We start from the raw sequence: 20,229 nt of genomic DNA, 5'->3' as shown, positions 1-20,229 counted from the left end.
CCCCGGCACCCGCCGGGGCCCGCGGGACGAGTCGGGAAGGCGAGCCGGAGCGGTGCTGAAGCGTGCGCGGTCGGCGTACGCCCAGATCAACGGGCAGTCGGCGCCGTTCTATGGGCTGGCGGCGGCGCTCGCCATGGCGATCCCGCTGCTGGTCGGGTCGCTGACGGGCCGCGGCGCGCAGGGCGCGATGATCGCGCTCGGCGCGTACCTGGTGGCGCTGCGCGCGCCCGAGGGCCCGTACGGGAACCGGGCGCGGGACCTCGCGAGCGGCGTGCTGATGGTCGCGGTCGGGTCCGCGGTCGGCGGGCTGCTGAGCGGGCACACCTGGCCCGCGGTGATCGTGGTGCCGCCGCTGATCGCGCTCGGCGTCGCGGTGCCGCGGATCGGCTCGACGGCCGGGCTCGCGGTGCTGCTGAGCGCGATCCGGCCGCCGTCCGCCGACGTCATCGGCGTCGGGCTGCTGGAGCTGATCGGCGGGCTGCTCACCATGGGGCTGCTGCTGGTGCCGTGGCCGGTGCGGCGGCTCCGCCCGCTGCGGGAGGCCCTCGCCGAGGCCGCCGACCGGGTCGCGGAGGCCATCGACGCCGTCGCGCAGGACGTCGGCGCGCCCGACCCGAGCCCGCTGGACGCCGTCGAGCTCACCAACCCCGACCTGCTGGCCGTCACCCGGATGCCGGACTGGGAGGAGCGGCGGCGCGCCGCGTCCGAGGCGCTCACCGACGCCCGCGCCACCTACGGGCTGTACCGGTCCGGGCGCGGCCGCGGCGAGCCGACCCGGCCGGAACGGCTGATCGACGCGCTGGGCCGTGTCCTGCACGAGACCGTCACGCTGCAGGCCGTGCTGGAGGCGGCGAAGAACTACCCGCCGGACCGCGAGTGGGAGCTGGAGACGCAGACCGCGGTGTCCGCGCTCGCGGCGCGGCTGCGGCTGCTCGCGGGCGCGATCGCCACCAACGGCGAGGCGCCGCTCGGCGGCGAGGAGTCGGCGGCGGTCCGCCGGATGGGGCGGCTGTCGGAGCAGATCCGGCGCGCCGGGCTCGCCGGCGACGAGGACCTCGTCGCGGTGTCGCTGATCGGGCAGGTGCGGCGCTCCATCGACCGCATCGCCGGTGAGGCGGCCTCGGCGCGCCGCACCATCGCGGGCGGCCTGCGGATCGGGATCGGCCCGCCGCGGATGCCCGGTGCGCCGGACCCGCGGTCGGAGCTGGCCCGGATGTGCCGCGCCGTCCGCACCCGTTCCCCGCTGTTCCGGCAGCTCACGCGCGTGTACGTGACCGCGGTCGTGTCGATGGCGCTGGCCGCGGGACTGCACATCCCGCACGGCCACTGGCTGACGATCACCGCGATGCTGAGCCTGCGCGCGACGTACGGGGAGACCGTCGAGCGGCTGGTGCAGCGCGTCGGCGGCACCGCCGCCGGATCGGTGATCGCCGCGGTCGTGCTGACGCTCGCGCCGACCCAGCCGGTCGTCGCGGTGATCGTCTTCGTGTTCGCGCTGGCCGGGTTCGCGCTGCGGCCGATCAACTTCGCGTACTGGGGGCTATTCGGCACGCCGCTGGCGATGATGCTGCTCGACTTCTCCGCGCCCGCCGACTGGCGCATCGCGGGCGAGCGGATCGGCCTGGTCGCCGGGGGGACGGTGCTGTCGTTCCTCGCCGTCCGGCTGCTGTGGCCGGCCGGTCACCTGGAGCGGCTGCCGGTGCAGCTCGGCCGGATGCTGGCGGTGCACGCCGACCTCGTCCGGGCGGCGGCGGACGTGGTGGGCGGCGAGCGGGTCCGGCTGCCGCAGGAGAAGGTCGTCACCGCGGAGCGGTCCGCCGAGGCCGTCGCGGAGACCCGGGACCGGCTGACGCACGAGCGGGTGCCCGACACCGCGCTGATCGGCCGGCTGCGCGACGCCGTCCGCGCCGCGCACCGCGTCCGCGACCACCTGATCGCGGTCTCGCGGGTGACGCGGGAGGAGGCCGTCGACGCGGGGCCGGTGCCGGAGATCCTGGACCGGCTCGCCGACCAGCTGGAGGAGGCCGCCGGGCTGCTGGAGGACCCCGACGACGAGGATCTGAAGGCCCGGTCGCCCGCCGCGGAGCTGGAGGAGGAGCTCGCCGACCTCGACGAGTACCTGAAGAAGCTCACCAAGCGGCGCCGCGCCGAGATCAAGTCGGGCGTCGGGCGGGAGGAGTTCACGCCGCTGCGGCACGCGCTGGCGCAGGTGTCCGGGACGCGGTACACGGTCCGCTCGCTGCGCCGCGACACCGGACGGGTGATCAACGCGTCGCTGGCGGCGGTCGGGCAGGACTCCTGACGCTTCCGGCCCCGGCCCGGGCCCGGCCCGGGGCGCCGGAGGGGTCAGTCCTTCGGGGTGCGGAACGTGACGAGGGTGCCGGCGCCGGGCCGCACGTCCGCCCACGCGCCCGGGAGGTCGATGACGGCGAGCGCGCACGTCGGGAAGCTGTCCGGGGCCTGGCCCGTCAGGTCGTGGACGAACTGGTGCACCGACGGGTTGTGCCCCACGAGCAGGACCGTCCCGGCACCGTCCGGCGCCTCCGCGACCAGGGGCAGCAGGATCTCCGGGTCGTTGTCGTAGATCTTCGGCTCGAACGCCGTCCCGGCGGCGGGCCGGACGGCGAGCAGGTCGAGCGTCTCCCGCGTCCGCACGGCGGGGGAGCACAGCGCCCACCCGGGGGCGAGGCCCTCCGCGCGCAGCCACTCCCCGGCCGCCGCGGCGTCGCGCCGCCCGCGGTCGTTGAGGGCGCGGTCGATGTCGGCCGTCCCGAAGCCCGCGACGGCCTTGGCGTGGCGGAGCACGATCAGCGTCGGCATGACGCCAGCCTACGGCGCGGCCGCCGCCGGCAGGCCGCCGCCCCGCGGCGGGCTACGGCGCGACCAGCGCCGCCAGCCCCCACAGGGCGAGCAGGATGGCGAGCATCCCGCACAGCACCAGGGCGAAGCCCTTACCGCCGGACAAGGCCGGCTTCTCGCCGCTCGCCACAGCGCCTCCCGTTTCCTCGGTCCCGTTCCCGCGTACAGCGTACGACCGGTCCCGCGTGCTCCGGACACCACCCGGGGGGAACGCGGAAGGGGCCGGTGGCGCGACGCCACCGGCCCCTCGCGATCAGGACGGATCAGGACGCCCCGGCCGGGGACTCGTCCGCCTTCCCGGACGCCGCCGAGCCGTTCGCCTCGACCGCGACCGCCTCCTCGGCGGGCGCCGGCGCCTGCTCCGGCGCGGTCGCCTCGACGGCGCCGCCCTTGCCGTCGCCGCCCTCGACCTTGCCGGGGCTCGCCGCCCGGTCGCCGCCCGCGTCGGCCGACGGGGCGATCGGGTCCGCGCGGCGCTTGGAGACGACGATCGCCGCGACGACGATGCCGACCGCCACGACCGTCACGCCGGCCCGCAGCGCGTAGTTGTCGGCGTACGTCACGACCGCGTCCGCGATCAGCAGCGCGACCAGGTTCATCACCTTGATCAGCGGGTTGATCGCGGGGCCGGCGGTGTCCTTGAACGGGTCGCCGACCGTGTCGCCGATCACCGTCGCCTCGTGCGCCTCGCTGCCCTTGCCGCCGAGGAAGCCCTCCTCGACGACCTTCTTCGCGTTGTCCCACGCGCCGCCGGCGTTCGCGAGGAACACCGCCATCAGCACGCCCGCCGCGATCGCGCCGCCGAGGTAGGCGCCGAGCGGCGCGTACCCGAGCGCGAACCCGACCGCGATCGGCGTCATGATCGCCAGCAGGCCGGGGGTGGCCAGCTCGCGCTGCGCGTCCCGGGTGCAGATGTCCACGACCCGGTCGTAGTCCGGCTTCTCGGTGTAGTCCATGATCCCGGGCTTGGTGCGGAACTGCTCGCGCACCTCCACCACGACCCGTCCGGCCGCCCGGCCCACCGCCATGATCGCCAGGCCGGAGAACAGGAACACCACGGCCGCGCCGATGATCAGCCCGATCAGCACGTTCGGGTTGTCGATCGACAGGTTGATGCCGTGGTTGAACTGCGAGCCGATCGCGTCCTTCGCGGACTTGGACGCGTCCGCGAGCGCGGAGTTGACCGCCGTCCCGAACGAGCCGAACAGCGCGGTCGCCGCGAGCACCGCCGTCGCGATCGCGATGCCCTTGGTGATCGCCTTGGTGGTGTTGCCGACCGCGTCCAGCCGCTCCAGCACCGACGCGGCCTCGCCCTGGACGTCGCCGGACATCTCCGCGATGCCCTGCGCGTTGTCGGACACGGGCCCGAAGGTGTCCATGGACACGATCACGCCGACGGTGGTGAGCAGCCCGGTGCCGGCCATCGCCACCGCGAACAGCGCGACGGTGGTGTTGCCGAAGCCGAGCAGGAACGCCCCGTAGACGGCGGCGCCGATGACGAGCGCGGTGTAGACCGCCGACTCCAGGCCGAGCGAGATGCCGGACAGGATGACGGTCGCCGGGCCCGTCCGGGCGCTGTCGGTGACCTCCTTCACCGGCTTGCGGTTCGTCTCGGTGAAGTAGCCGGTGAGCAGCTGGATCGCGCTCGCCAGCACGATGCCGATGATCACCGAGCCGAGCGCCACCCAGCGCGGGTCGGCGTCCACGTTGTGGATCCCGCCGTCCAGGTCGGCGAACGACGAGGGCAGGTAGGCGAACGCGGCGATCGCGACGAGCACCGCGGAGATGATCGCGGAGATGAAGAAGCCGCGGTTGATCGCCGACATCCCGGACCGGTCGCCGTCGCGCGGCATCACCGCGAAGATGCCGATCACCGCGGTGATGACGCCGATCATCGGCACCAGCAGCGGGAACACCAGGCCCTGCGTGCCGAACGCCGCGGTGCCCAGGATGAGCGCGGCGACCAGCATCACCGAGTACGACTCGAACAGGTCCGCGGCCATGCCGGCGCAGTCGCCGACGTTGTCGCCCACGTTGTCGGCGATCGTCGCCGCGTTGCGCGGGTCGTCCTCCGGGATGCCCTGCTCGACCTTGCCGACCAGGTCGGCGCCGACGTCGGCGGCCTTGGTGAAGATGCCGCCACCGACCCGCATGAACATCGCGAGCAGCGCGGCGCCGAACCCGAAGCCCTCCAGGACCTTCGGCGCGTCGCCCTGGTAGGCCAGCACGACGATCGCCGCGCCGAACAGCCCGAGGCCGACGGTGAACATGCCGGCGACGCCGCCGGTGCGGAACGCGATCCGCATCGCGGTCTTCTCGCCGCCCTCCTCGCGGGCCGCCGCCGCGACCCGCACGTTGCCGCGGACCGCCAGCCACATCCCGGTGAAGCCGGTGACGGCCGAGAACACCGCCCCGATGACGAAGAACACCGACCGCCCGATGCGCTCGCTCCAGGAGTCGGCGGGCAGGAGCAGCAGCACCAGCGGAATGAGCACCACGAAGACGCCGACCGTGCGGAACTGGCGTTTCAGGTAGGCGCTCGCGCCGACCTGGACCGCGCGCGCGATCTCCTGCATCTTCTCGGTGCCCTGACCCGCGGCCAGTACATCGCGTACCAGACCCGCGGCGACGGCCAGTGCCAGCAGGGCGATCACGGCTACGACGACGACCAGTGACAGGTCGCCGCCGCCGAGATCCACGTCTGCTGCTGCAGTGGCCGGGCTTGACAGGGAAAGCCCAGACATCCGTCCTCCTCGACAGGGGCGTTGCGATCCGACCGTCAAAAGACGATCTTTACCGCCTACCCCGCGAGTCCTGATTTCGAACGCCTCGCACGGCAGCGCGGGTGCCGGGAGTCTACGCAGGCGGAGGGCGAATGAGAAGGGCGCCAGACCCTTAATGAGGATGTCACGGAAAAGCAATCCGCATTACGCCGTAATTTGACCTTTGAACCGGGTCGGCCGCTATTTCAGCAGGTCAGTCCGGGTAAGCACACTATTACCCCGCGGCTGCCTTGACAGGGCCGCGGCCAGCGTCGCCCGGCGGCGCGGCGCGCGCCGCTCGGTAATTAAGCTAGGCATTAACACACAATATGTCCAGGCCCAAATCCGGACGATTCAAGATCATTCTTTGGAGAGAATCTCACACGCCTCTCCGCCCTTCCGCCCCAGGGGCCACACAAGCCCCAAGTGCGGCCTTCAGGCACGAGCGGGCGCGGGCACCGGTCTTGCGGTAGCCGCACGGCGCCACGCCGGACCCGCGCTTGAACACCTTGGCGAGCGCGAACTCCGACGGTGTCCTCGGTCCGCGCCAAGGCCGCCGCTGAGCCACGTTGAGGGCGCCGTGCTGCCGCTCGTCGGCCTCACAGCCCGGCAGGCCTCGTGGACGCCGCCAGAGCGCGGGAGGGCGACCGCGACCTCAGGCACGGCGCCGTCGGCGTCCTCGGCGTCCTTGGGCACGGCGCCGTCGGCGGCGGGGTGGGGCGAGCGGTCGCTGCGCGCGCTGCGCCCGGGCGGCCTCCTCCTCGTCACCGCCGTCGACCGCAGGGACGGCGAAGGCCCGCAGAGATGGCGAAGGCCCCGCCGGGGCGGGGCCTTCGCCATGCGGTCTGGGGGACGGGGTGCGCGCTGCCTTTGCGGGCCGGCCATGTCCGCCCGGCCGCGGCCGGAGTCAGATGGTCGCCTCGGCCTCCGCGGGCCAGCTCATCCTGATCTGGACGCCCTTCGGCGTGGTGGCGATCTCCACGTCGTCGGCGAGCCCGGCGATGACCGCCAGCCCGAGCTCGGCGGTGCCCTCGCCCAGATCGAACTCCAGGTCGTCCTCGTCCGGCCCCGCCGGCGGCCCGCCCGCCGCGTCGTCGCCGGGCACGGTGTCGCTCACCGTGACCTCGAAGCGGCGGCCCGCGCCGGTCAGCTCGAGCCGGACGGGCTCGTCCGGGCAGTGCAGGCGGTGCGCCTCCACGGCCCGCGAGCACGCCTCGCCGACCGCCAGCCTCACCTCGTCCAGCAGCGCCTCGGCGACGCCGCTGCGGCGGGCCACCGCGGTCACGATCAGCCGGGCGGTCCGGACGTGGACGGGCAGCGCACTGAAGGACAGTTCAACGGTCGCCATCGTGGTGTCAGGCCGCCTACTTCGCGCCCTTGCGCTTCTCCTCGGCCTCGGCGATCGAGTCGTGGATGCCGAAGACCTTGGTCAGCCCCGTGATCCGGAAGATCTTGAGGATGCGCTCCTGGGTGCAGACCAGCTCCAGCGAGCCGTCGTGCGCGCGGACCCGCTTCAGCCCGCCGACCAGGACGCCGAGGCCGGTCGAGTCCAGGAACTCGACCTTCTCCATGTCCACGAGCAGGTGGAACTTGCCCTTGTTGACCAGGTCGATGAGCTTCTCGCGAAGCTTCGGCGCCGTGTAGACGTCGATCTCGCCCTCCACGTTGATGACGGTGAGGCCATCGTCGGTGGTGTAGTCGTTCACCTTCAGGTCCACAAATCCTCCAGCGCCGTGCAGCACAATCCGATCCCGCCCTCCGGGCTCCGCGGCGGCGGCCCGGGCGGCGAGACATCGCCGTGATTCAACCACGCTCCGGCGCGGCGCACGCACGTTATCGACCAGTCGGGCGAAAGTTCGCGCCGTCCCGTCTGACCTGCTGATCCACAGATGAGCACAGGGGGAGCGGGCCCACCGGCGCCGGGGCGTTCCCGTAGTTTTGCCCCGGCTGGCAAACTGAAAACCTGATGCCCGCCCAAAGATCTTCAACCCCTCTCGACCGGCTGCTCGCCGACCCGTCGCGGCGGGACCGCATCACCCATGTGGAGCGCGTTCCCGCACGTGAGGGCCGTCGTGCAGGGTGGCCGTCGTGGTCGCCCCCGCTGCTCGTGGACCGGCTGGCCGCCGCCGGGATCGAGGCCCCGTGGGAGCACCAGGCCGCCGCCGCGGAGCACGCCCGCGCCGGCCGCTCTGTGATCATCGCCACAGGCACCGCCTCCGGAAAGTCCCTCGCCTACCTGCTGCCCTCGATCGAGGCGATCTATGCGGGCGAGGACGACCACCGCCGCGAGGGGACGATCCTCTACCTGTCCCCGACGAAGGCGCTCGCCGCCGACCAGCTCCGCGCGCTGCGCGGCCTGCGCCTCACCCGCGTCCGCGCGGCGACGTACGACGGTGACACTCCGCAGGACGAGCGGTCCTGGGTCCGCCAGCACGCCAACTATGTGCTGACGAATCCGGACATGCTGCACCGGTCGATCCTGCCCGGGCACTCCCGCTGGTCGTCGTTCCTGCGCCGCCTCCGCTACGTCGTCGTCGACGAGGCGCACGGATACCGAGGCGTCTTCGGCTCGCACGTCGCGCAGATCCTGCGCCGCCTCCGCCGGATCTGCGCCCGCTACCACGCCTCGCCCACCTTCATCCTGGCGTCCGCGACCACGTCCGAACCGGCGTCCACCGCGTCCCGCCTCACCGGCCTCGACGTCGTCGCCGTCGACGACGACGCCTCCCCGCGCGGCCCCGCCACCTTCGCGCTCTGGGAACCGCCCCTCACCGACCTGCGCGGCGAGCAGGGCGCACCCGTCCGCCGCACCGCCACCGCCGAAGCCGGCGACCTCCTCGCCGACCTCGTCGTCGAAGGCGTCCAGACCCTCGCGTTCGTCCGGTCCCGGCGCGGCGCCGAGTCCGTCGCGCTCGGCGCCAAACGCGCCCTGCACGAGGTCGCGCCCGCGCTCGCCGACCAGGTCGCCGCGTACCGCGCCGGGTACCTCCCCGAAGAGCGCCGCGCCCTCGAAGCCGCGCTCCGCTCCCGCTCCATCGTCGGCCTGGCCAGCACGAACGCCCTCGAACTCGGCGTCGACGTGTCCGGGCTCGACGCCGTCCTCGTCTGCGGCTGGCCCGGCACCCGCGCGTCCCTCTGGCAGCAGGCCGGACGCGCCGGACGCTCCGGGCAGGCCGCCCTGTCCGTCCTCGTCGCCCGCGACGACCCCCTCGACACCTTCCTCGTCCACCACCCCGAGGCGATCTTCGGGACGCCCGTCGAGGCGACCGTCCTCGACCCCGACAACCCGTACGTCCTCGAACCGCACCTGTGCGCCGCCGCGTCCGAACTGCCCCTCACCGACGACGACGCCGCGCTCTTCGGGCCGTCCACCGCCGACCTGCTGCCCGACCTCGTCCGCCGCGGGTTCCTGCGCCGCCGCCCCAACGGCTGGTACTGGACGCGCCGCGACAAGGCCTGCGACCTCGCCGACATCCGCGGCGCGGGCGGCGCGCCCGTCCAGGTCGTCGAGACCGCAACCGGACGCCTCCTCGGCACCGTCGACGAGGCGTCCGCGCACACCACCGTCCACGACGGCGCCGTCTACATCCACCAGGGCGACTCGTTCATCGTCCAGACCCTCGACCTGGACGACTCCGTCGCGCTCGTCGAGGCCGCCGACCCCGACTACTCCACCACCGCCCGCGACGTCACCGACATCACCATCGCCGAACGGCTCCGCTCCACCTCCTGGGGCGACGCGACGCTCTGCTACGGCACCGTCGACGTCACCAGCCAGGTCGTCGCCTACCAGATGCGCCGCGTCCAGACCGGCGAGATGCTCGGCGAGAAGCCCCTCGACCTGCCGCCCCGCACCCTGCGCACCCGCGCCGTCTGGTGGACGCTGTCGGAGGCCCAGGTCGACGCCCTCGGCGACCTCGACCTCGCGGGCGCCGCCCATGCCGCCGAGCACGCCTCCATCGGGCTGCTCCCCCTCTACGCCACCTGCGACCGGTGGGACATCGGCGGCGTCTCCACCGCCGTCCACCCGGACACCGGGCTGCTAACCGTCTTCGTCTACGACGGCCACGAGGGCGGCGCCGGCTTCGCCGAACGCGGCTACGCCGACGCGTCCGCCTGGCTGCGCGCCACCCGCGACGCGATCGCGTCCTGCGAATGCGACTCCGGCTGCCCGTCCTGCATCCAGTCCCCCAAGTGCGGCAACGGCAACGAGCCCCTCGACAAGCAGGGCGCGCTGACGCTCCTCGCCGTCCTCCTGGAAGCGGCCCCCTGACCGGTCTCTCCAGCGCCCTGCTCGCCTTGACGAACCCGAGCCGCGTCAGCCCGCGCCGCCCCGAACCACCGGGCCCAGCTAGAACGACCGGGCCGGCTAGTTCGGCGCGACGCGCTGCGCCGGGACGGACGGCTGCTCGTCCAAGCCGCGCCGGGCCTGCGCCAGCGCCTGCTGCAGCTTGCGCCGCTCCAGCTCCAGCGTCTGCAGCGACTCCTCGTGCTCGTCCCGCAGATCCCGCAGCTCCCTGCGCATGTTCATGGTGCGCCGGAACCCGAGGGCGGCGATCCCCGCGCCCGCCATGAACACGATGGCGACGACGACGCCGGCGAGGAACAGGTGCCACTGCTGCGTGATGCCGGGCACCTCGTGCCCGAACGCGGTCACGTGGACCCCGCCGGTGTTGTCCAGGATGACGGCCACGGCCGCGACGATGGCGGCGAGCGTGACGACCAACCCCAAAATGATCATGCGGAGGGTCTCCTCTCCCGTGCCGGACGATCCGGGGGATCCGGCTGGCAAGGCAGCCTAGACCGTTCGCCACCCCCGTCCAAGACCGCACCTCCACCCCACCCGCCACGCCCGCATGCCCCCGCGGATGGTCGCAGCGGGCGACGGCGCGACGCGGCTACGCGCGTCCCACCGGGGCAGGGCCGGTCGCCCGGCTACTTGCGGCGGCGGCCGCGGCCGGAGGAGCGGCGCCTGCCGGCGGGCCTCCCGGAAGCCGGCTTGGCGATCTGGACGTCGACGCCGCCGGTCGTGCCCATAGTGGCCGGACGGCGTCCGGACCTGCTCTTCGTCTTCGCCTTGGGCGCCGCGCCGAGCACCATCGTGTCGCCGGGGCGGGCGCCCTTCGCGGCCGTCTTCACGGATCCCGTCTTGGCGATGGCTTCGGCCCGGGCGATCCGCTCGCGTGCGTTCTTGACCCGCTTGCGTCCGGTGCCGCCGCGCGCGATGCGCGCGGCCATCCCCAGGCTGTTCGCCCCGGCCTGGTGGACGCGCAGCCGCCGCGTCCATGTCCCGAGGTGGGCCGCGACGATCAGCAGGATCAGCGCGATCCCGACGCTCTTGCCCCACTGCAGCCGGTCGGTCGCGGCGACGTTCACGGCCTTCGGCGCGTCCGTCGCGATCTGCGGGGCCGGGTAGGTGAGGCCGGGCGTCGCGCCGTCGGGCTGGACGGACGGCAGCGTGACCGGCGACTCGTTGTTGAACGGCGTCAGCGGGGTGGACGTGCTCGGCCCGGAGGTCCCGGTCGGCAGCGACGGCGCTGAACCGGTCGGAAGACCGCCGGTGGCACCGCCCGCCACGGCACTGGCCGTCGCGGGGGACGAGTACAGCGACCCGCCCGTCCCGGTGGACCGCCTGGCCTTCACGGCGACCGAGACCGATCCGCTCGACCGCGTCAGCGACAGGCTGGCGGAGCAGCTCGTGCCGGAGCAGAGCGACCCCAGCGACCCGGACTTCGAACCCACCCCGGAACCCGACAGGGAGTAGCCGAGCAGGTCGTCCTCATAGCCGCGGTTCCACTTCACCACGACCTTGCTGCCGGACACGCTCGCGGAGACGCCGGTCGGCGCGGCGGGCGCGATCCGCACGGTGAAGGTGTTCGAGTCGTAGATCTGCCCGGTGATCGAACCCTTGAGGTAGGCCTTGTACTTGCCGTTGCGGCGCAGCTCCAGCGGGGCCGACAGGTCGCCCGCCCAGCTGCTCTCCTTGAGGAACGTGTCGCCGATCCCGGGGCCGTCGACGCGCAGCTGCATCTTCAGCGCGAAGTCGTAGTGCGCCTTCACGGTCACGCTCGACCCGCTGGTGATGACGGCGCCGTTCGCCGGGCTGATCACCGCGGTCGTCGCCGCGTCCGCGGGCAACGCCCCGAGGACCGGGATGCTCATCGCAAGGGGAGCCGCGAGCGCGACTGCACCGATCCTGCGAATGATGGTCACGGCCTCAATCCCTTCGACAGCGTCCTGCAAATCCACCCGCCGAGGACGACGCTCGCGGGGCGCACTGTGCCGAGTGATGACTATGGGCTCAGGGCAGCGTAACGTACTGGACGGTAGGAAAAATCACAGGAAGGTGACAAAGAGGTAGCGGAAACCAGGGCCACCTCACGCACCTCCCTATTGACACTCAGTGCAACGAGTCGCGCCGGGCCAGGTTACGCCGTCTCGCCCCACGGGGCCAGCCCGGGCCCTCGACAGGACACGGACGGCACCGCCCCCGAGCGGCACGCGCAGCGCCACCGTCACCGAGACATCAGCGATCTCCCCGCGAACCCGACACCGCACCATCCGCGCCCCGGACCGCCTCGCGATCTCCCCCGCCCTCCCGCACGCGTCCGCCGCCCCGTCCGCGACCCGCGCCGCCGCCGCGAGCGCGGCGAGGTCCGCCGCCGCGTCCCCGCGATGCCGCGCGGCCCGCACCCCGCCGACCCCGACGGCCACCACACCGCCGACCCAGATGACGGCCATGAACGCCACCACCCAGATCGTCCCGGCCCCCCGATCCCCCCGCCCCCTCTCCACCACCCACCGCACCGCCCCCCAAACCGCCTTCACAACCCCACCCCCCTTCAACTTCACAACCCCGCCCCCTTCACCTTCACGACTCCGACCCCCTCCCCCCAACTGCCTGAACCTTCAACATCTCCCCTCCATGCGCCGCCCTCCACCAACCGCTGCCCCCTCACTGCACCTGATCAAGTAACGGTGGTCGGGTCTGTTGGGGTGGTCGGGTCTGTTGGGGTGGTCGGGTCTGTTGGGGTGGTCGGGTCTGTTGGGGTGGTCGGGTCTGTTGGGGTGGCCGGTTCGGTTGCGGCGGCCACGTGGGCGTGGACGGTCAGCGGCGGCAGGCCGGTCGCGGCCGGGGGTTCGACCGGGGCCGAGACGTCGACCTCGACGGTCGCGGCGTCGCGGCGGATCGTCACCGTGGCGTGCGGCGGGACCGCCTTGGCCACCAGCTCCCGTACCGCGGCGAGGGATTCGCCGCGTGCCGCCGCTCGCGCTCCGGTCCGGGCGGCGTCGGCGCAGGTGAGCTGCGCCGACGCGGCGGCCACGCCCCAGAGTGCGATGGCGGTGACCAGGACCAGGCTGGGCAGCGCCAGCGCGATCTCGGCCGTCACCATGCCCCGGTCGCGGGCGCCGCGGCTCACCCCGCCATCTGCAGGGCCTTCTTGATGATCCCGGCGAGCATGGTGTGCACCTCCGGACTCTGGACGATCTTGAAGAGCAGGGTCGCGAACGCCGCGGCGGCGATGGTCCCGACGGCGTATTCGGCGGTCGACATCCCGCGGTCTCCGGAAAGGCGTCGCCATCTCCGCACCACCATCTGTATCGCCCGCATGGGGCCTCCTTGTTCTCGTGGACGCCCGGTCGCGTCCGATCCCAGGCTCGTGTGCGGCGGATCCGCCCAACAGGTGAACCGCGTTCTGTGGATAACTCGGCGGGGTCACCACGGCACGAGGATGGTCGAGGCGATCCCGGCGATGGCCGGCACCACTCCGAGCAGGACGAACGCGGGCAGGAAGCACAGCCCCAGCGGCGCGAGCGCCCGGACGCCCGCCGCGCGCGCTCGCGCGGCCGCCGCCGTGCGTGCGACGCGTCGCTGGTCTCGGGCGAGGCGTCCGAGGGTCGGTGCCAGGGCCGCACCGCTGGAGACGGCGCGGACGGCGGTGCGGGCCAGCGGCGCCAGGATCGGCTCGTCCGTCAGCGCGAGCCATGCCTCCACAGGGTCGGCGCCGAGACGGATCTGGACGGCCACACCGCGCAGTTCCTCCCCGAGAGGTCCTCCGACCGCATCCGCAACGGCCTCGACCGCGTCGTGCCACGGGGCACCGCCGCGCAGGCATGCGGCAAGGAGGTCGACGGCGACCGGAAGGTCCGCGATGAGGCGAGCCTGCCGTCGCCGACGCTCGGCGCTTCCGAGCCGTCCGAAGGAGTACCAGACGGCCACCGCGACGACGACGCCCAACGCCCCGCCCATCAGCCCGCCGAAAGCCACCCAGCACAGGACACCGGCCACCGCCGACGCGGCCCGCCGCAACATGGCCTCGCGTCGCACGCTCTCCCGGTGCTGCTTGCCGCCGCCACCCTCCGCGTCACGTACGGCCTCTGAGACATCCGGGGCGCGGCTCCGCGGCCTCGGTGGCTGCCTTCCTTGTGTGGCCTGGTCGAATTGCTCATCGAGCCTGCGTCGCGCTGCGTTCGTGCCCTTCGGCGAGAGAAAGCCCGCCGCCGCAGCGCAGACCATCACCATCAGCGTCACCATCGTTCCTCCATCTCTCGGTGCCTCACAGCCCGCCGCCCCAAGAAGAGCGGCCGCTCCCCGCGATGCACTCGCTCGCACATGCGGGTCCTCGACAGCCGTCCCCCAATGCCACAGAAGCAACGCCGCCCCACCGACACAGCCGGGTCCATGGCGCGGCAGGTGCCCCGCCGCCGTTATGCCGCGAGCGCGCACCGTGGACGCGCACCGTGGACGCGCACCGTGGACGCGCACCGTGAACGCGCACCGTGAACGCGTGCGGCGGACGCGCACCGTGAACGCGTGCGGCGGACGCGTGCGGCGGACGCGCGCCGCGAAGGCGCGCCGCGAACGCGCGGCGTGGACACGTGGCGTGGACACGCGGCGTGGACACGTGGCGCGGGCGCGTGGCGCGGGCGCGTGGCGCGGGCGCGTGGCGTGGGCGCGGGTGGCCTCGGCGGGGGTCGCGTGATCGGGGGTCGCGTGGACGGTCGTGGCATGGGCGGGGGTCAGGTGGGGGATTCGGCGGATTTGGCTAGGTGGCGGGTCCAATAGAGGCCTGCTGTGTTGAAGGCGACGCCGGTGAGCAGGCAGGCGAGGCCGGGGAGCGAGCCGCAGAGGAAGGTGAGGGGATGGGCGCCCAGGGCGGCGGCCATGCCGACGCCCAGGAGCGGCAGCGCGGCGAGGAGGCGGGCCGTCGCGCGGGGGCCCGCCAACTGGACCGAGACGTCCTGGCGCTGGGCTTCCTCGTCGCGGAGCGCGGCGGCAAGGCCGTCCAGGACGGTGGCGAGGGTGCCGCCGCGTTCGGTGCCGATGCGCCAGCAGGCCGCGAGGAGGCGGAGGCCCTCGGCACCGGGTTCGCGCGCCAGGTCGGAAAGGTGGTCGGGGATCGACGGCGGTGGGCGTCCTGGGGTGAGGAGTTCCGTGGCCACGTGCGGGTCGAGGACGGCGGCCGAGAGGGCGAAGGCCTCTTCGGGAGTGCGGCCTGCCGCCAGCTCTGCGGCCATCCCGTCGCAGAGTTCGATGATCGCGGTGCGGCGGCGGCCGGGGCGTCCTCGGCGTTCCCTCATCGTCTCGATGAGGGTTCGGAGGGCGGGCCACGGGCCGATGGGGGCAGGGGCGGGAGCGATGATGCGAGAGAGGCGCGCGCCGGCGGGGGACGGGCCGAGCAGCAGCCAGGCGGACGCGGCGGAGAAGAGGACGGCGAGCCCGGTAGCGGTGGTCATGGCGTCCACCCCAGGCGGGCCGCGAGGATGTCGGCTCCTGCGCCGGGAACCGTCTGCCCGGCGGCGGTGAACGTGACGGCGGGCAGGACGCCGACCAGGCCGTCGGCGGCGCGGCGCAGCAGGCAGACCTCGGCGACGCGGCGGCGACCGCCGCCCGGCTCGCGGACCAGGTGGACGACGATGTCGAGCGCGGCGGCGAGCTGGCTGTGGACCGCCTCCCGGGAGAGGCCGGCGGCGCAGGCCAGCGCCTCGAGGCGGGCTGGGACGTCGGCGGCGGTGTTGGCGTGTAGGGTGCCGCAGCCGCCTTCATGGCCGGTGTTCAATGCTTGCAGCAAATCTGCGACCTCGCGGCCTCTGACCTCGCCTACTACTAGGCGGTCGGGGCGCATGCGGAGGGCTTGGCGGACGAGGTCGTTCAGCGTGACGCCGCCTGCGCCCTCCACGTTGGGCGGGCGGGCTTCCAGGCGGACGACGTGAGGGTGCGCCGGGCGCAGTTCGGCCGAGTCTTCGACCAGCACCAGCCGCTCCCCCGGATCGGTCAGCGAAAGAAGGCTGCTCAACAAGGTGGTCTTGCCTGTTCCGGTTCCTCCGGTGATGAGGAAGGCGGTGCGGGTCTCGATCAGTGCGGAGAGCAGGGCGGCGCCTTCGGGCGGGACGGTGCCGGTCGCGACGAGTTCGGCGAGGGTGAAGGCGCGCCGGCGGGGGAGGCGGAGGGAGAGGCAGGTGCCGTTCGCGGCGACCGGTGGGAGGACGGCGTGCAGCCGGACTCCGCCGGGCAGCCGAGCGTCGGCGTACGGGGACGCGTCGTCGAGGCGGCGGCCCGCGGCGGCGGTGAGGCGCTGGGCCAGGCGGCGCACGGCGGCCTCGTCCGGGAACCGGACGTCGGTGCGGACGAGCCCGGAGCCGGCGTCGACCCACACCTCGCCGGGGCCGTTCACGAGGACGTCCGTGACCTCGGGTGACCGCAGGAGCGGCTCGAGCGGGCCCGCGCCGACGAACTCGGCGCGCAGTTCGTCGGTGAGCGCGAGGACCTCGCGGTCGCCGAGGAGCCTGTCCTCGGCGCGCAGCGCCGCGGCGACGCGTCCGGCGGTGGCCTCGCCGCCCGCGTCGGCGAGCCTGTCCCGGACGGCGGACGAGAGCCTGGTCATGACGCCTCCGCGCGGGCGAGCAGGTGGTGCGGCGCTTTCACGCGGCCTCCTCGCGGTACGCGTAGGGCTGGAGGGCCAGGTCGGCGAGGAGGCGGGCGCAGAAGTCGGCGAGGGGGCCGCGGCGGCAGGCGCGGGCGAGGCCGCCCTCCTCGATCGCGGCGGGGAGGCGGCGGTCGCGTTCGTAGACGCCGACGACGGGGAGGCCGAGGGCCTGCGTGACGGCGCCGGGGGTCAGGCCGCCCGGGGACGGGCCCTGCACGACCAGGCGGAGGTCGGGGGTGTCGCGGCGCAGGGCGGCGGCGAGGCCGTCGGCGGCGACGGTGGCGCGGACCTCGGCCGGGACGAGCAGGAACGTGACGTCGGCGGTGCGCAGCGCGGCGCGGCCGATGTCGCCGGGGAAGCGGGGCACGTCGGCGATCACCAGGTCGTAGCCGCGGGCGGCGGCGTCGAGCAGGGAGACGACGGCCGCGTCGGCGATGGGGACGGACTCGCCGCGTCGCCAGGACAGCACGGACAGGTCGCCGGAGGACGGCAGCGTGTCGCGGAGGGTGGCGGCGTTCAGCCGGCCGTGCCGCTCCGCGAGGTCGGGCCAGCGGGCGCCTTCGTGGCCTTCGAGGCCGAGCATGAGGTCGACGCCGCCGCCGAGGGGGTCGGCGTCGACGAGGAGGGTGCGCAGGCCGCTGCCCGCCGCGGCGAGGCCGAGTGCGGCGGACAGGACGCTGGCGCCCACGCCGCCGCGGGACCCGACGACGCAGAGGGTGGTGGCGCGGCCGGCGTCGGGTTCGCTCGCGGCGGCGAACGCGTCGATCAGCCACTGCTCGTGGTCGGGCAGGACGGCCACGTCCTGCGCGCCGATCCGGACGGCGGCCTGGTACGCCTCGGGGGTGGTCGCGCCGGCGACCAGGACGACGCCGCCGCGGCGGGGAAGGCCGGCGGACGCGACGTCGCCGGCGGCGTCGGCGCCGACCAGGACGAGCGCGGGCCAGGTCCAGGCGGCGCGGGCCTCGCCGGGGCCGGGGGCGACCTCGGCGTGCGCGTCGGCGGCCGCGGCGAGGCGGAGCAGAGCGTCGGCGGTGGCGGGGTCGGCGGTGATGATCAGTGCCGCGATGTTCATCGGGTCCTCCAGTGGCGTTCAGAGGACCCCAGCGTGCGGCGCGGTGGCCGGGCGGCGAAAGCGTTCCGTGAATTGTGGATAACTCTCCGCGTCGCCCGAGGGGGCGGGCCGGGGAAGCCCTGGTGGGCGGGGCGGAGAAGGAGGCGGCGAGCGGGCGGTGGCGTGGAGGATCTGGACACGCCGCCGCCCGCCCGCCGCATGTTTGGGCGACCCCCGCCGGGGGGGAGAGCGGGGGTCGCCGAACGGTCCGGCTCCGGGGGGGGTAGAGCCGGTCCGTTTTCCCAAGAAAGTCTCGGGGGGAGATCGGCTGAGCCGTTAGCAAGGCCGGTCTATAGGAGAGGCAAACTCGTTGCCTCCAGTCTAAGCAGATACAACATATGCTGCCCGACCGCCGCGAGTTCCGTCGAGTCGCAAAGTCGCCCGGAGGGCGGCGTTTATCCTCATCTGTCGATGCCGCCCCCCTCCGGATCCCCGTGCCGGACGGAGGAGCGGGCACCACAGGGGCCGTCCCCGCCCATACGGAGTGCAACGGGACGGAAGTGGGAGCGTACCGGAGAACCAAAGATTTTTCCGGCCGAGCTCCCGATCAGGGGACCAAAAAGAAACGATCACACTGCGTGATCGTTTTGGCGTCCGGAGCGGCGGTTGCGGATAGCCCGAAATTGCATGTTTCGCCCCTTATCGGGCGAAGAAGTCGGCGCGAGCGGCGCGCCGGACGGCCGCCACGGACCGTCCGGATTTCCGAATAGGGGCTTGTCAACTGGGCAAATGAGGCGTAGACAGGGTCTACGGACCACGTGTCCGGGCACGGCAGCCGGGCACCCACGCGCGACCAGCCGCGGGAGGCGCGCCGAGACGGGCTTGACCCGATCCGGCGATAGTGAGGTGCACGCTTGGTAACCCGGTGTGACGTGATCGGCGGCGGCGCTCCTTGGCGGGCGCCGTTCGCTGTGTCCGACACCGCACTCCCCGCCACCGCACAAGCCCCCGCACAAGGCCCAGCGCGCACAGCCGCCGCACAAGCCGCCGCACAAGCCGCCGCACGCCCAGCGCTGTAGGCCGTCAGTCGCCGCGCACGTCCAGGCCGAGGGCCGTCGCGAGCACGACCGCCTGGTACGGGTCGATCACCGCGCCCTTCAGCTCGACGGTGTGCGGGTCGATTGACGAGATGTCGCTGCCGCGCAGGTCGCAGCGGGACAGGTCGGCGCGGTGCAGCCAGGCGCCCGACAGGTCCAGCCCGCGGAGCGTGGCGCCGGCGCAGCGCGCGCCGGTGAGGTCGGCCTCGCGCAGCCGGACGTCGGTGAACGACGAGCGCCGCAGGTCGGCGCCGGGCAGCCCGGTGAACGACCAGTCCCCGCCGGTCACCTTCATCAGGTCGTACGTGCAGCCGTCGAACATCCCACCGACGACCTTGCAGCCGGCGAAGGTCGCGTCGAAGAAGCCGCAGCGGACGAACGTGCAGTTCAGAAAAGCCGCGTCGGTGTGCGTGGACGCGTTGAACCGGACGCCGCGGAAGGTGCACTCGGTGAACACCGCGCCGGTGCCGGTCGCCTCCGTCATGTCGACGTCCACGAACAGCACGCGTTCGTGCCGCTCACCGGTCAGGTCGCGCGAGTCCCAGTCGGCGGACGCGATGGTGGTCTCGGTGGGCGCCGCGGGGCGCCCGTCCTTCCGTTCGGCCATACCGGCAGCATGGCGTGCCGGGCCGACAGAACGGTGGGCGGAGACCGTCAACCCCGCATGAAGGCTTCGCAGATGGCCTGCGAGTCGCGGGCCGCCGCGGCCACGGCGGCCGAGCAGTGCGCGAGCCACTGCGCGACGCCCTCGGACGTACCCGACGCATAGGCGCGGAGTGCTTCGGCGTAGTCGCCGGCCAGTTCCGCATGGCCGACCTCTGGCGCGACCAAGGATTTCGGGTCGAGGCCGCGGGCGACGAGCGTGATCCGCTGCGCGGCGCGGGCGATGATGCCGTCGCCCCAGCCGAACGGCCGCAGTGTCAGGAGCTCGCCGTGCACGACGGCGGCGACCACGAGCGCGGGGGCCTTGGTGGGCTGGGTGAGGAGCCCGCTGAGGGCGTCCAGGCGCGCCGCCACCTCCGTCGGCGAGGGCGGGTCGCCCAGCCCTAGGACGTCCTTCACCGGCTGGTCGTCGGAACGGGGGCGTCCGAGGTCGGCGCTGTCGACGGCGTCCGCCGCGGCCAGCACGTGCAGCCGCGCGAGGACCTGACGGGGGGCCTGCCGCCACGTCTCGGTCAGCGTGCCGAGTTCCGCCGAGACCCGAAGCGCCCCCTGGACGACCGGGTCCGTCGGGTTCTCGGTGGTGCGCAGGTCCTCAAGGGTGACCGAGGCGCCTTCCAGCACGGCGGACGCGCGCGCGCCGCGCAGCGCCGACTCCGTGGACACCTCGGCGCTGCGGCGCCGCAGGATGCGGTGGCCCAGCAGCCGGTCCACGGCGGAGCGCGCGTCGGCGACGGCGTCCGCGACGCCGGGCAGGTTCGCTATCTGAGCAAGGGCATCGGTCACGGCCCGACCCTATGCGGTCGCCGGTATCGCTCGCGCAACCCCCCTGGGCGCGCGTAGAACGGAGGCGGTTCCCGAGGCGCAGCACT

17 protein-coding genes are annotated in these 20,229 nt (G+C 73.6%); 2 read left to right on the top strand and 15 right to left on the bottom strand.

Annotated features, from left to right (window positions below; genetic code table 11):
• Nucleotides 1-2,302: FUSC family protein (locus F9B16_RS28220; protein WP_225992002.1), on the top strand; the 2,302-nt coding region annotated here is incomplete at its 5' end.
• A gap of 44 nt (nucleotides 2,303-2,346) precedes the next feature.
• On the opposite strand, the gene F9B16_RS28215 is transcribed toward F9B16_RS28220, so the two are convergent.
• The 4 genes from F9B16_RS28215 to F9B16_RS28200 all read right to left on the bottom strand — a co-directional run bounded on the left by F9B16_RS28215 (nucleotide 2,347) and on the right by F9B16_RS28200 (nucleotide 7,339).
• A complete protein-coding gene (locus F9B16_RS28215; RefSeq protein WP_151543233.1) occupies nucleotides 2,347-2,820 on the bottom strand; it encodes a SixA phosphatase family protein in 474 nt (157 codons plus the stop codon).
• 302 nt (nucleotides 2,821-3,122) lie between these two features.
• Complete coding sequence (locus F9B16_RS28210; protein WP_151543232.1) at nucleotides 3,123-5,603, bottom strand: sodium-translocating pyrophosphatase; 2,481 nt, start codon at nucleotides 5,601-5,603, stop codon at nucleotides 3,123-3,125.
• A gap of 925 nt (nucleotides 5,604-6,528) precedes the next feature.
• Complete coding sequence (locus F9B16_RS28205; RefSeq protein WP_151543231.1) at nucleotides 6,529-6,969, bottom strand: ATP-binding protein; 441 nt, start codon at nucleotides 6,967-6,969, stop codon at nucleotides 6,529-6,531.
• A gap of 16 nt (nucleotides 6,970-6,985) precedes the next feature.
• Entirely contained in the window at nucleotides 6,986-7,339 is a 354-nt protein-coding gene (locus F9B16_RS28200; protein ID WP_021597910.1) for an STAS domain-containing protein, read from the bottom strand.
• Between the two features lie 248 nt (nucleotides 7,340-7,587).
• Between F9B16_RS28200 and F9B16_RS28195 the strand changes: the two genes are divergently transcribed.
• Entirely contained in the window at nucleotides 7,588-9,894 is a 2,307-nt protein-coding gene (locus tag F9B16_RS28195; protein ID WP_151543230.1) for a DEAD/DEAH box helicase, read from the top strand.
• 96 nt (nucleotides 9,895-9,990) lie between these two features.
• On the opposite strand, the gene F9B16_RS28190 is transcribed toward F9B16_RS28195, so the two are convergent.
• From F9B16_RS28190 to F9B16_RS28140, 11 genes are all read right to left on the bottom strand, one after another.
• Complete coding sequence (locus F9B16_RS28190; RefSeq protein ID WP_151543229.1) at nucleotides 9,991-10,362, bottom strand: hypothetical protein; 372 nt, start codon at nucleotides 10,360-10,362, stop codon at nucleotides 9,991-9,993.
• Between the two features lie 194 nt (nucleotides 10,363-10,556).
• Entirely contained in the window at nucleotides 10,557-11,783 is a 1,227-nt protein-coding gene (locus tag F9B16_RS28185) for a hypothetical protein (RefSeq protein ID WP_151543228.1), read from the bottom strand.
• A gap of 228 nt (nucleotides 11,784-12,011) precedes the next feature.
• On the bottom strand, nucleotides 12,012-12,416 hold the full coding sequence (locus tag F9B16_RS53915; RefSeq protein WP_225992005.1) for an Rv3654c family TadE-like protein: 405 nt from the start codon (nucleotides 12,414-12,416) through the stop codon (nucleotides 12,012-12,014).
• Between the two features lie 173 nt (nucleotides 12,417-12,589).
• Nucleotides 12,590-13,042: a TadE family type IV pilus minor pilin gene (locus tag F9B16_RS28175; protein WP_318839264.1), complete on the bottom strand. Its 453-nt coding sequence runs from the start codon at nucleotides 13,040-13,042 to the stop codon at nucleotides 12,590-12,592.
• Nucleotides 13,039-13,218: a DUF4244 domain-containing protein gene (locus F9B16_RS28170; protein ID WP_151543238.1), complete on the bottom strand. Its 180-nt coding sequence runs from the start codon at nucleotides 13,216-13,218 to the stop codon at nucleotides 13,039-13,041. The genes F9B16_RS28175 and F9B16_RS28170 overlap by 4 nt, the downstream gene beginning before the upstream one ends.
• 120 nt (nucleotides 13,219-13,338) lie before the next feature.
• Nucleotides 13,339-14,157, bottom strand: coding sequence for a type II secretion system F family protein (locus tag F9B16_RS28165; RefSeq protein ID WP_151543226.1), 819 nt, complete (start codon nucleotides 14,155-14,157; stop codon nucleotides 13,339-13,341).
• A 485-nt stretch (nucleotides 14,158-14,642) separates the two neighbouring features.
• A complete protein-coding gene (locus tag F9B16_RS28160; RefSeq protein ID WP_151543225.1) occupies nucleotides 14,643-15,359 on the bottom strand; it encodes a type II secretion system F family protein in 717 nt (238 codons plus the stop codon).
• On the bottom strand, nucleotides 15,356-16,507 hold the full coding sequence (locus F9B16_RS28155; RefSeq protein WP_151543224.1) for a TadA family conjugal transfer-associated ATPase: 1,152 nt from the start codon (nucleotides 16,505-16,507) through the stop codon (nucleotides 15,356-15,358). Before F9B16_RS28155 ends, F9B16_RS28160 begins: the two co-directional genes overlap by 4 nt.
• Nucleotides 16,508-16,544: 37 nt before the next feature.
• Nucleotides 16,545-17,621 (bottom strand): septum site-determining protein Ssd, encoded by a 1,077-nt coding sequence (ssd, locus tag F9B16_RS28150; RefSeq protein ID WP_151543223.1) that lies wholly within the window; start codon nucleotides 17,619-17,621, stop codon nucleotides 16,545-16,547.
• Between the two features lie 1,062 nt (nucleotides 17,622-18,683).
• Entirely contained in the window at nucleotides 18,684-19,304 is a 621-nt protein-coding gene (locus F9B16_RS28145) for a pentapeptide repeat-containing protein (RefSeq protein ID WP_151543222.1), read from the bottom strand.
• 47 nt (nucleotides 19,305-19,351) lie between these two features.
• Nucleotides 19,352-20,143, bottom strand: a complete 792-nt coding sequence (locus F9B16_RS28140) for a Fic family protein (protein WP_151543221.1) — start codon at nucleotides 20,141-20,143, stop codon at nucleotides 19,352-19,354.
• Between the last annotated feature and the right edge of the window lie 86 nt (nucleotides 20,144-20,229).

The organism is Actinomadura montaniterrae, assembly GCF_008923365.1.
Classification (GTDB): Bacteria; Actinomycetota; Actinomycetes; order Streptosporangiales; family Streptosporangiaceae; genus Spirillospora; species Spirillospora montaniterrae.
The sequence above is the reverse complement of the archived record's forward strand: the minus strand, read 5'-3'. Positions and strand labels throughout refer to the sequence as shown.

Bases quoted from the DNA above. Each gene is read 5' to 3' on its own strand.
- F9B16_RS28215 (WP_151543233.1), bottom strand. From the start codon at position 2,820: ATGCCGACGCTGATCGTGCTCCGCCACGCCAAGGCCGTCGCGGGCTTC.
- F9B16_RS28210 (WP_151543232.1), bottom strand. From the start codon at position 5,603: ATGTCTGGGCTTTCCCTGTCAAGCCCGGCCACTGCAGCAGCAGACGTG.
- F9B16_RS28205 (WP_151543231.1), bottom strand. From the start codon at position 6,969: ATGGCGACCGTTGAACTGTCCTTCAGTGCGCTGCCCGTCCACGTCCGG.
- F9B16_RS28195 (WP_151543230.1), top strand. From the start codon at position 7,588: ATGCCCGCCCAAAGATCTTCAACCCCTCTCGACCGGCTGCTCGCCGAC.
- F9B16_RS28190 (WP_151543229.1), bottom strand. From the start codon at position 10,362: ATGATCATTTTGGGGTTGGTCGTCACGCTCGCCGCCATCGTCGCGGCC.
- F9B16_RS28185 (WP_151543228.1), bottom strand. From the start codon at position 11,783: ATGAGCATCCCGGTCCTCGGGGCGTTGCCCGCGGACGCGGCGACGACC.
- F9B16_RS28170 (WP_151543238.1), bottom strand. From the start codon at position 13,218: ATGGTGGTGCGGAGATGGCGACGCCTTTCCGGAGACCGCGGGATGTCG.
- F9B16_RS28165 (WP_151543226.1), bottom strand. From the start codon at position 14,157: ATGGTGACGCTGATGGTGATGGTCTGCGCTGCGGCGGCGGGCTTTCTC.
- F9B16_RS28160 (WP_151543225.1), bottom strand. From the start codon at position 15,359: ATGACCACCGCTACCGGGCTCGCCGTCCTCTTCTCCGCCGCGTCCGCC.
- F9B16_RS28155 (WP_151543224.1), bottom strand. From the start codon at position 16,507: ATGACCAGGCTCTCGTCCGCCGTCCGGGACAGGCTCGCCGACGCGGGC.
- ssd (WP_151543223.1), bottom strand. From the start codon at position 17,621: ATGAACATCGCGGCACTGATCATCACCGCCGACCCCGCCACCGCCGAC.
- F9B16_RS28145 (WP_151543222.1), bottom strand. From the start codon at position 19,304: ATGGCCGAACGGAAGGACGGGCGCCCCGCGGCGCCCACCGAGACCACC.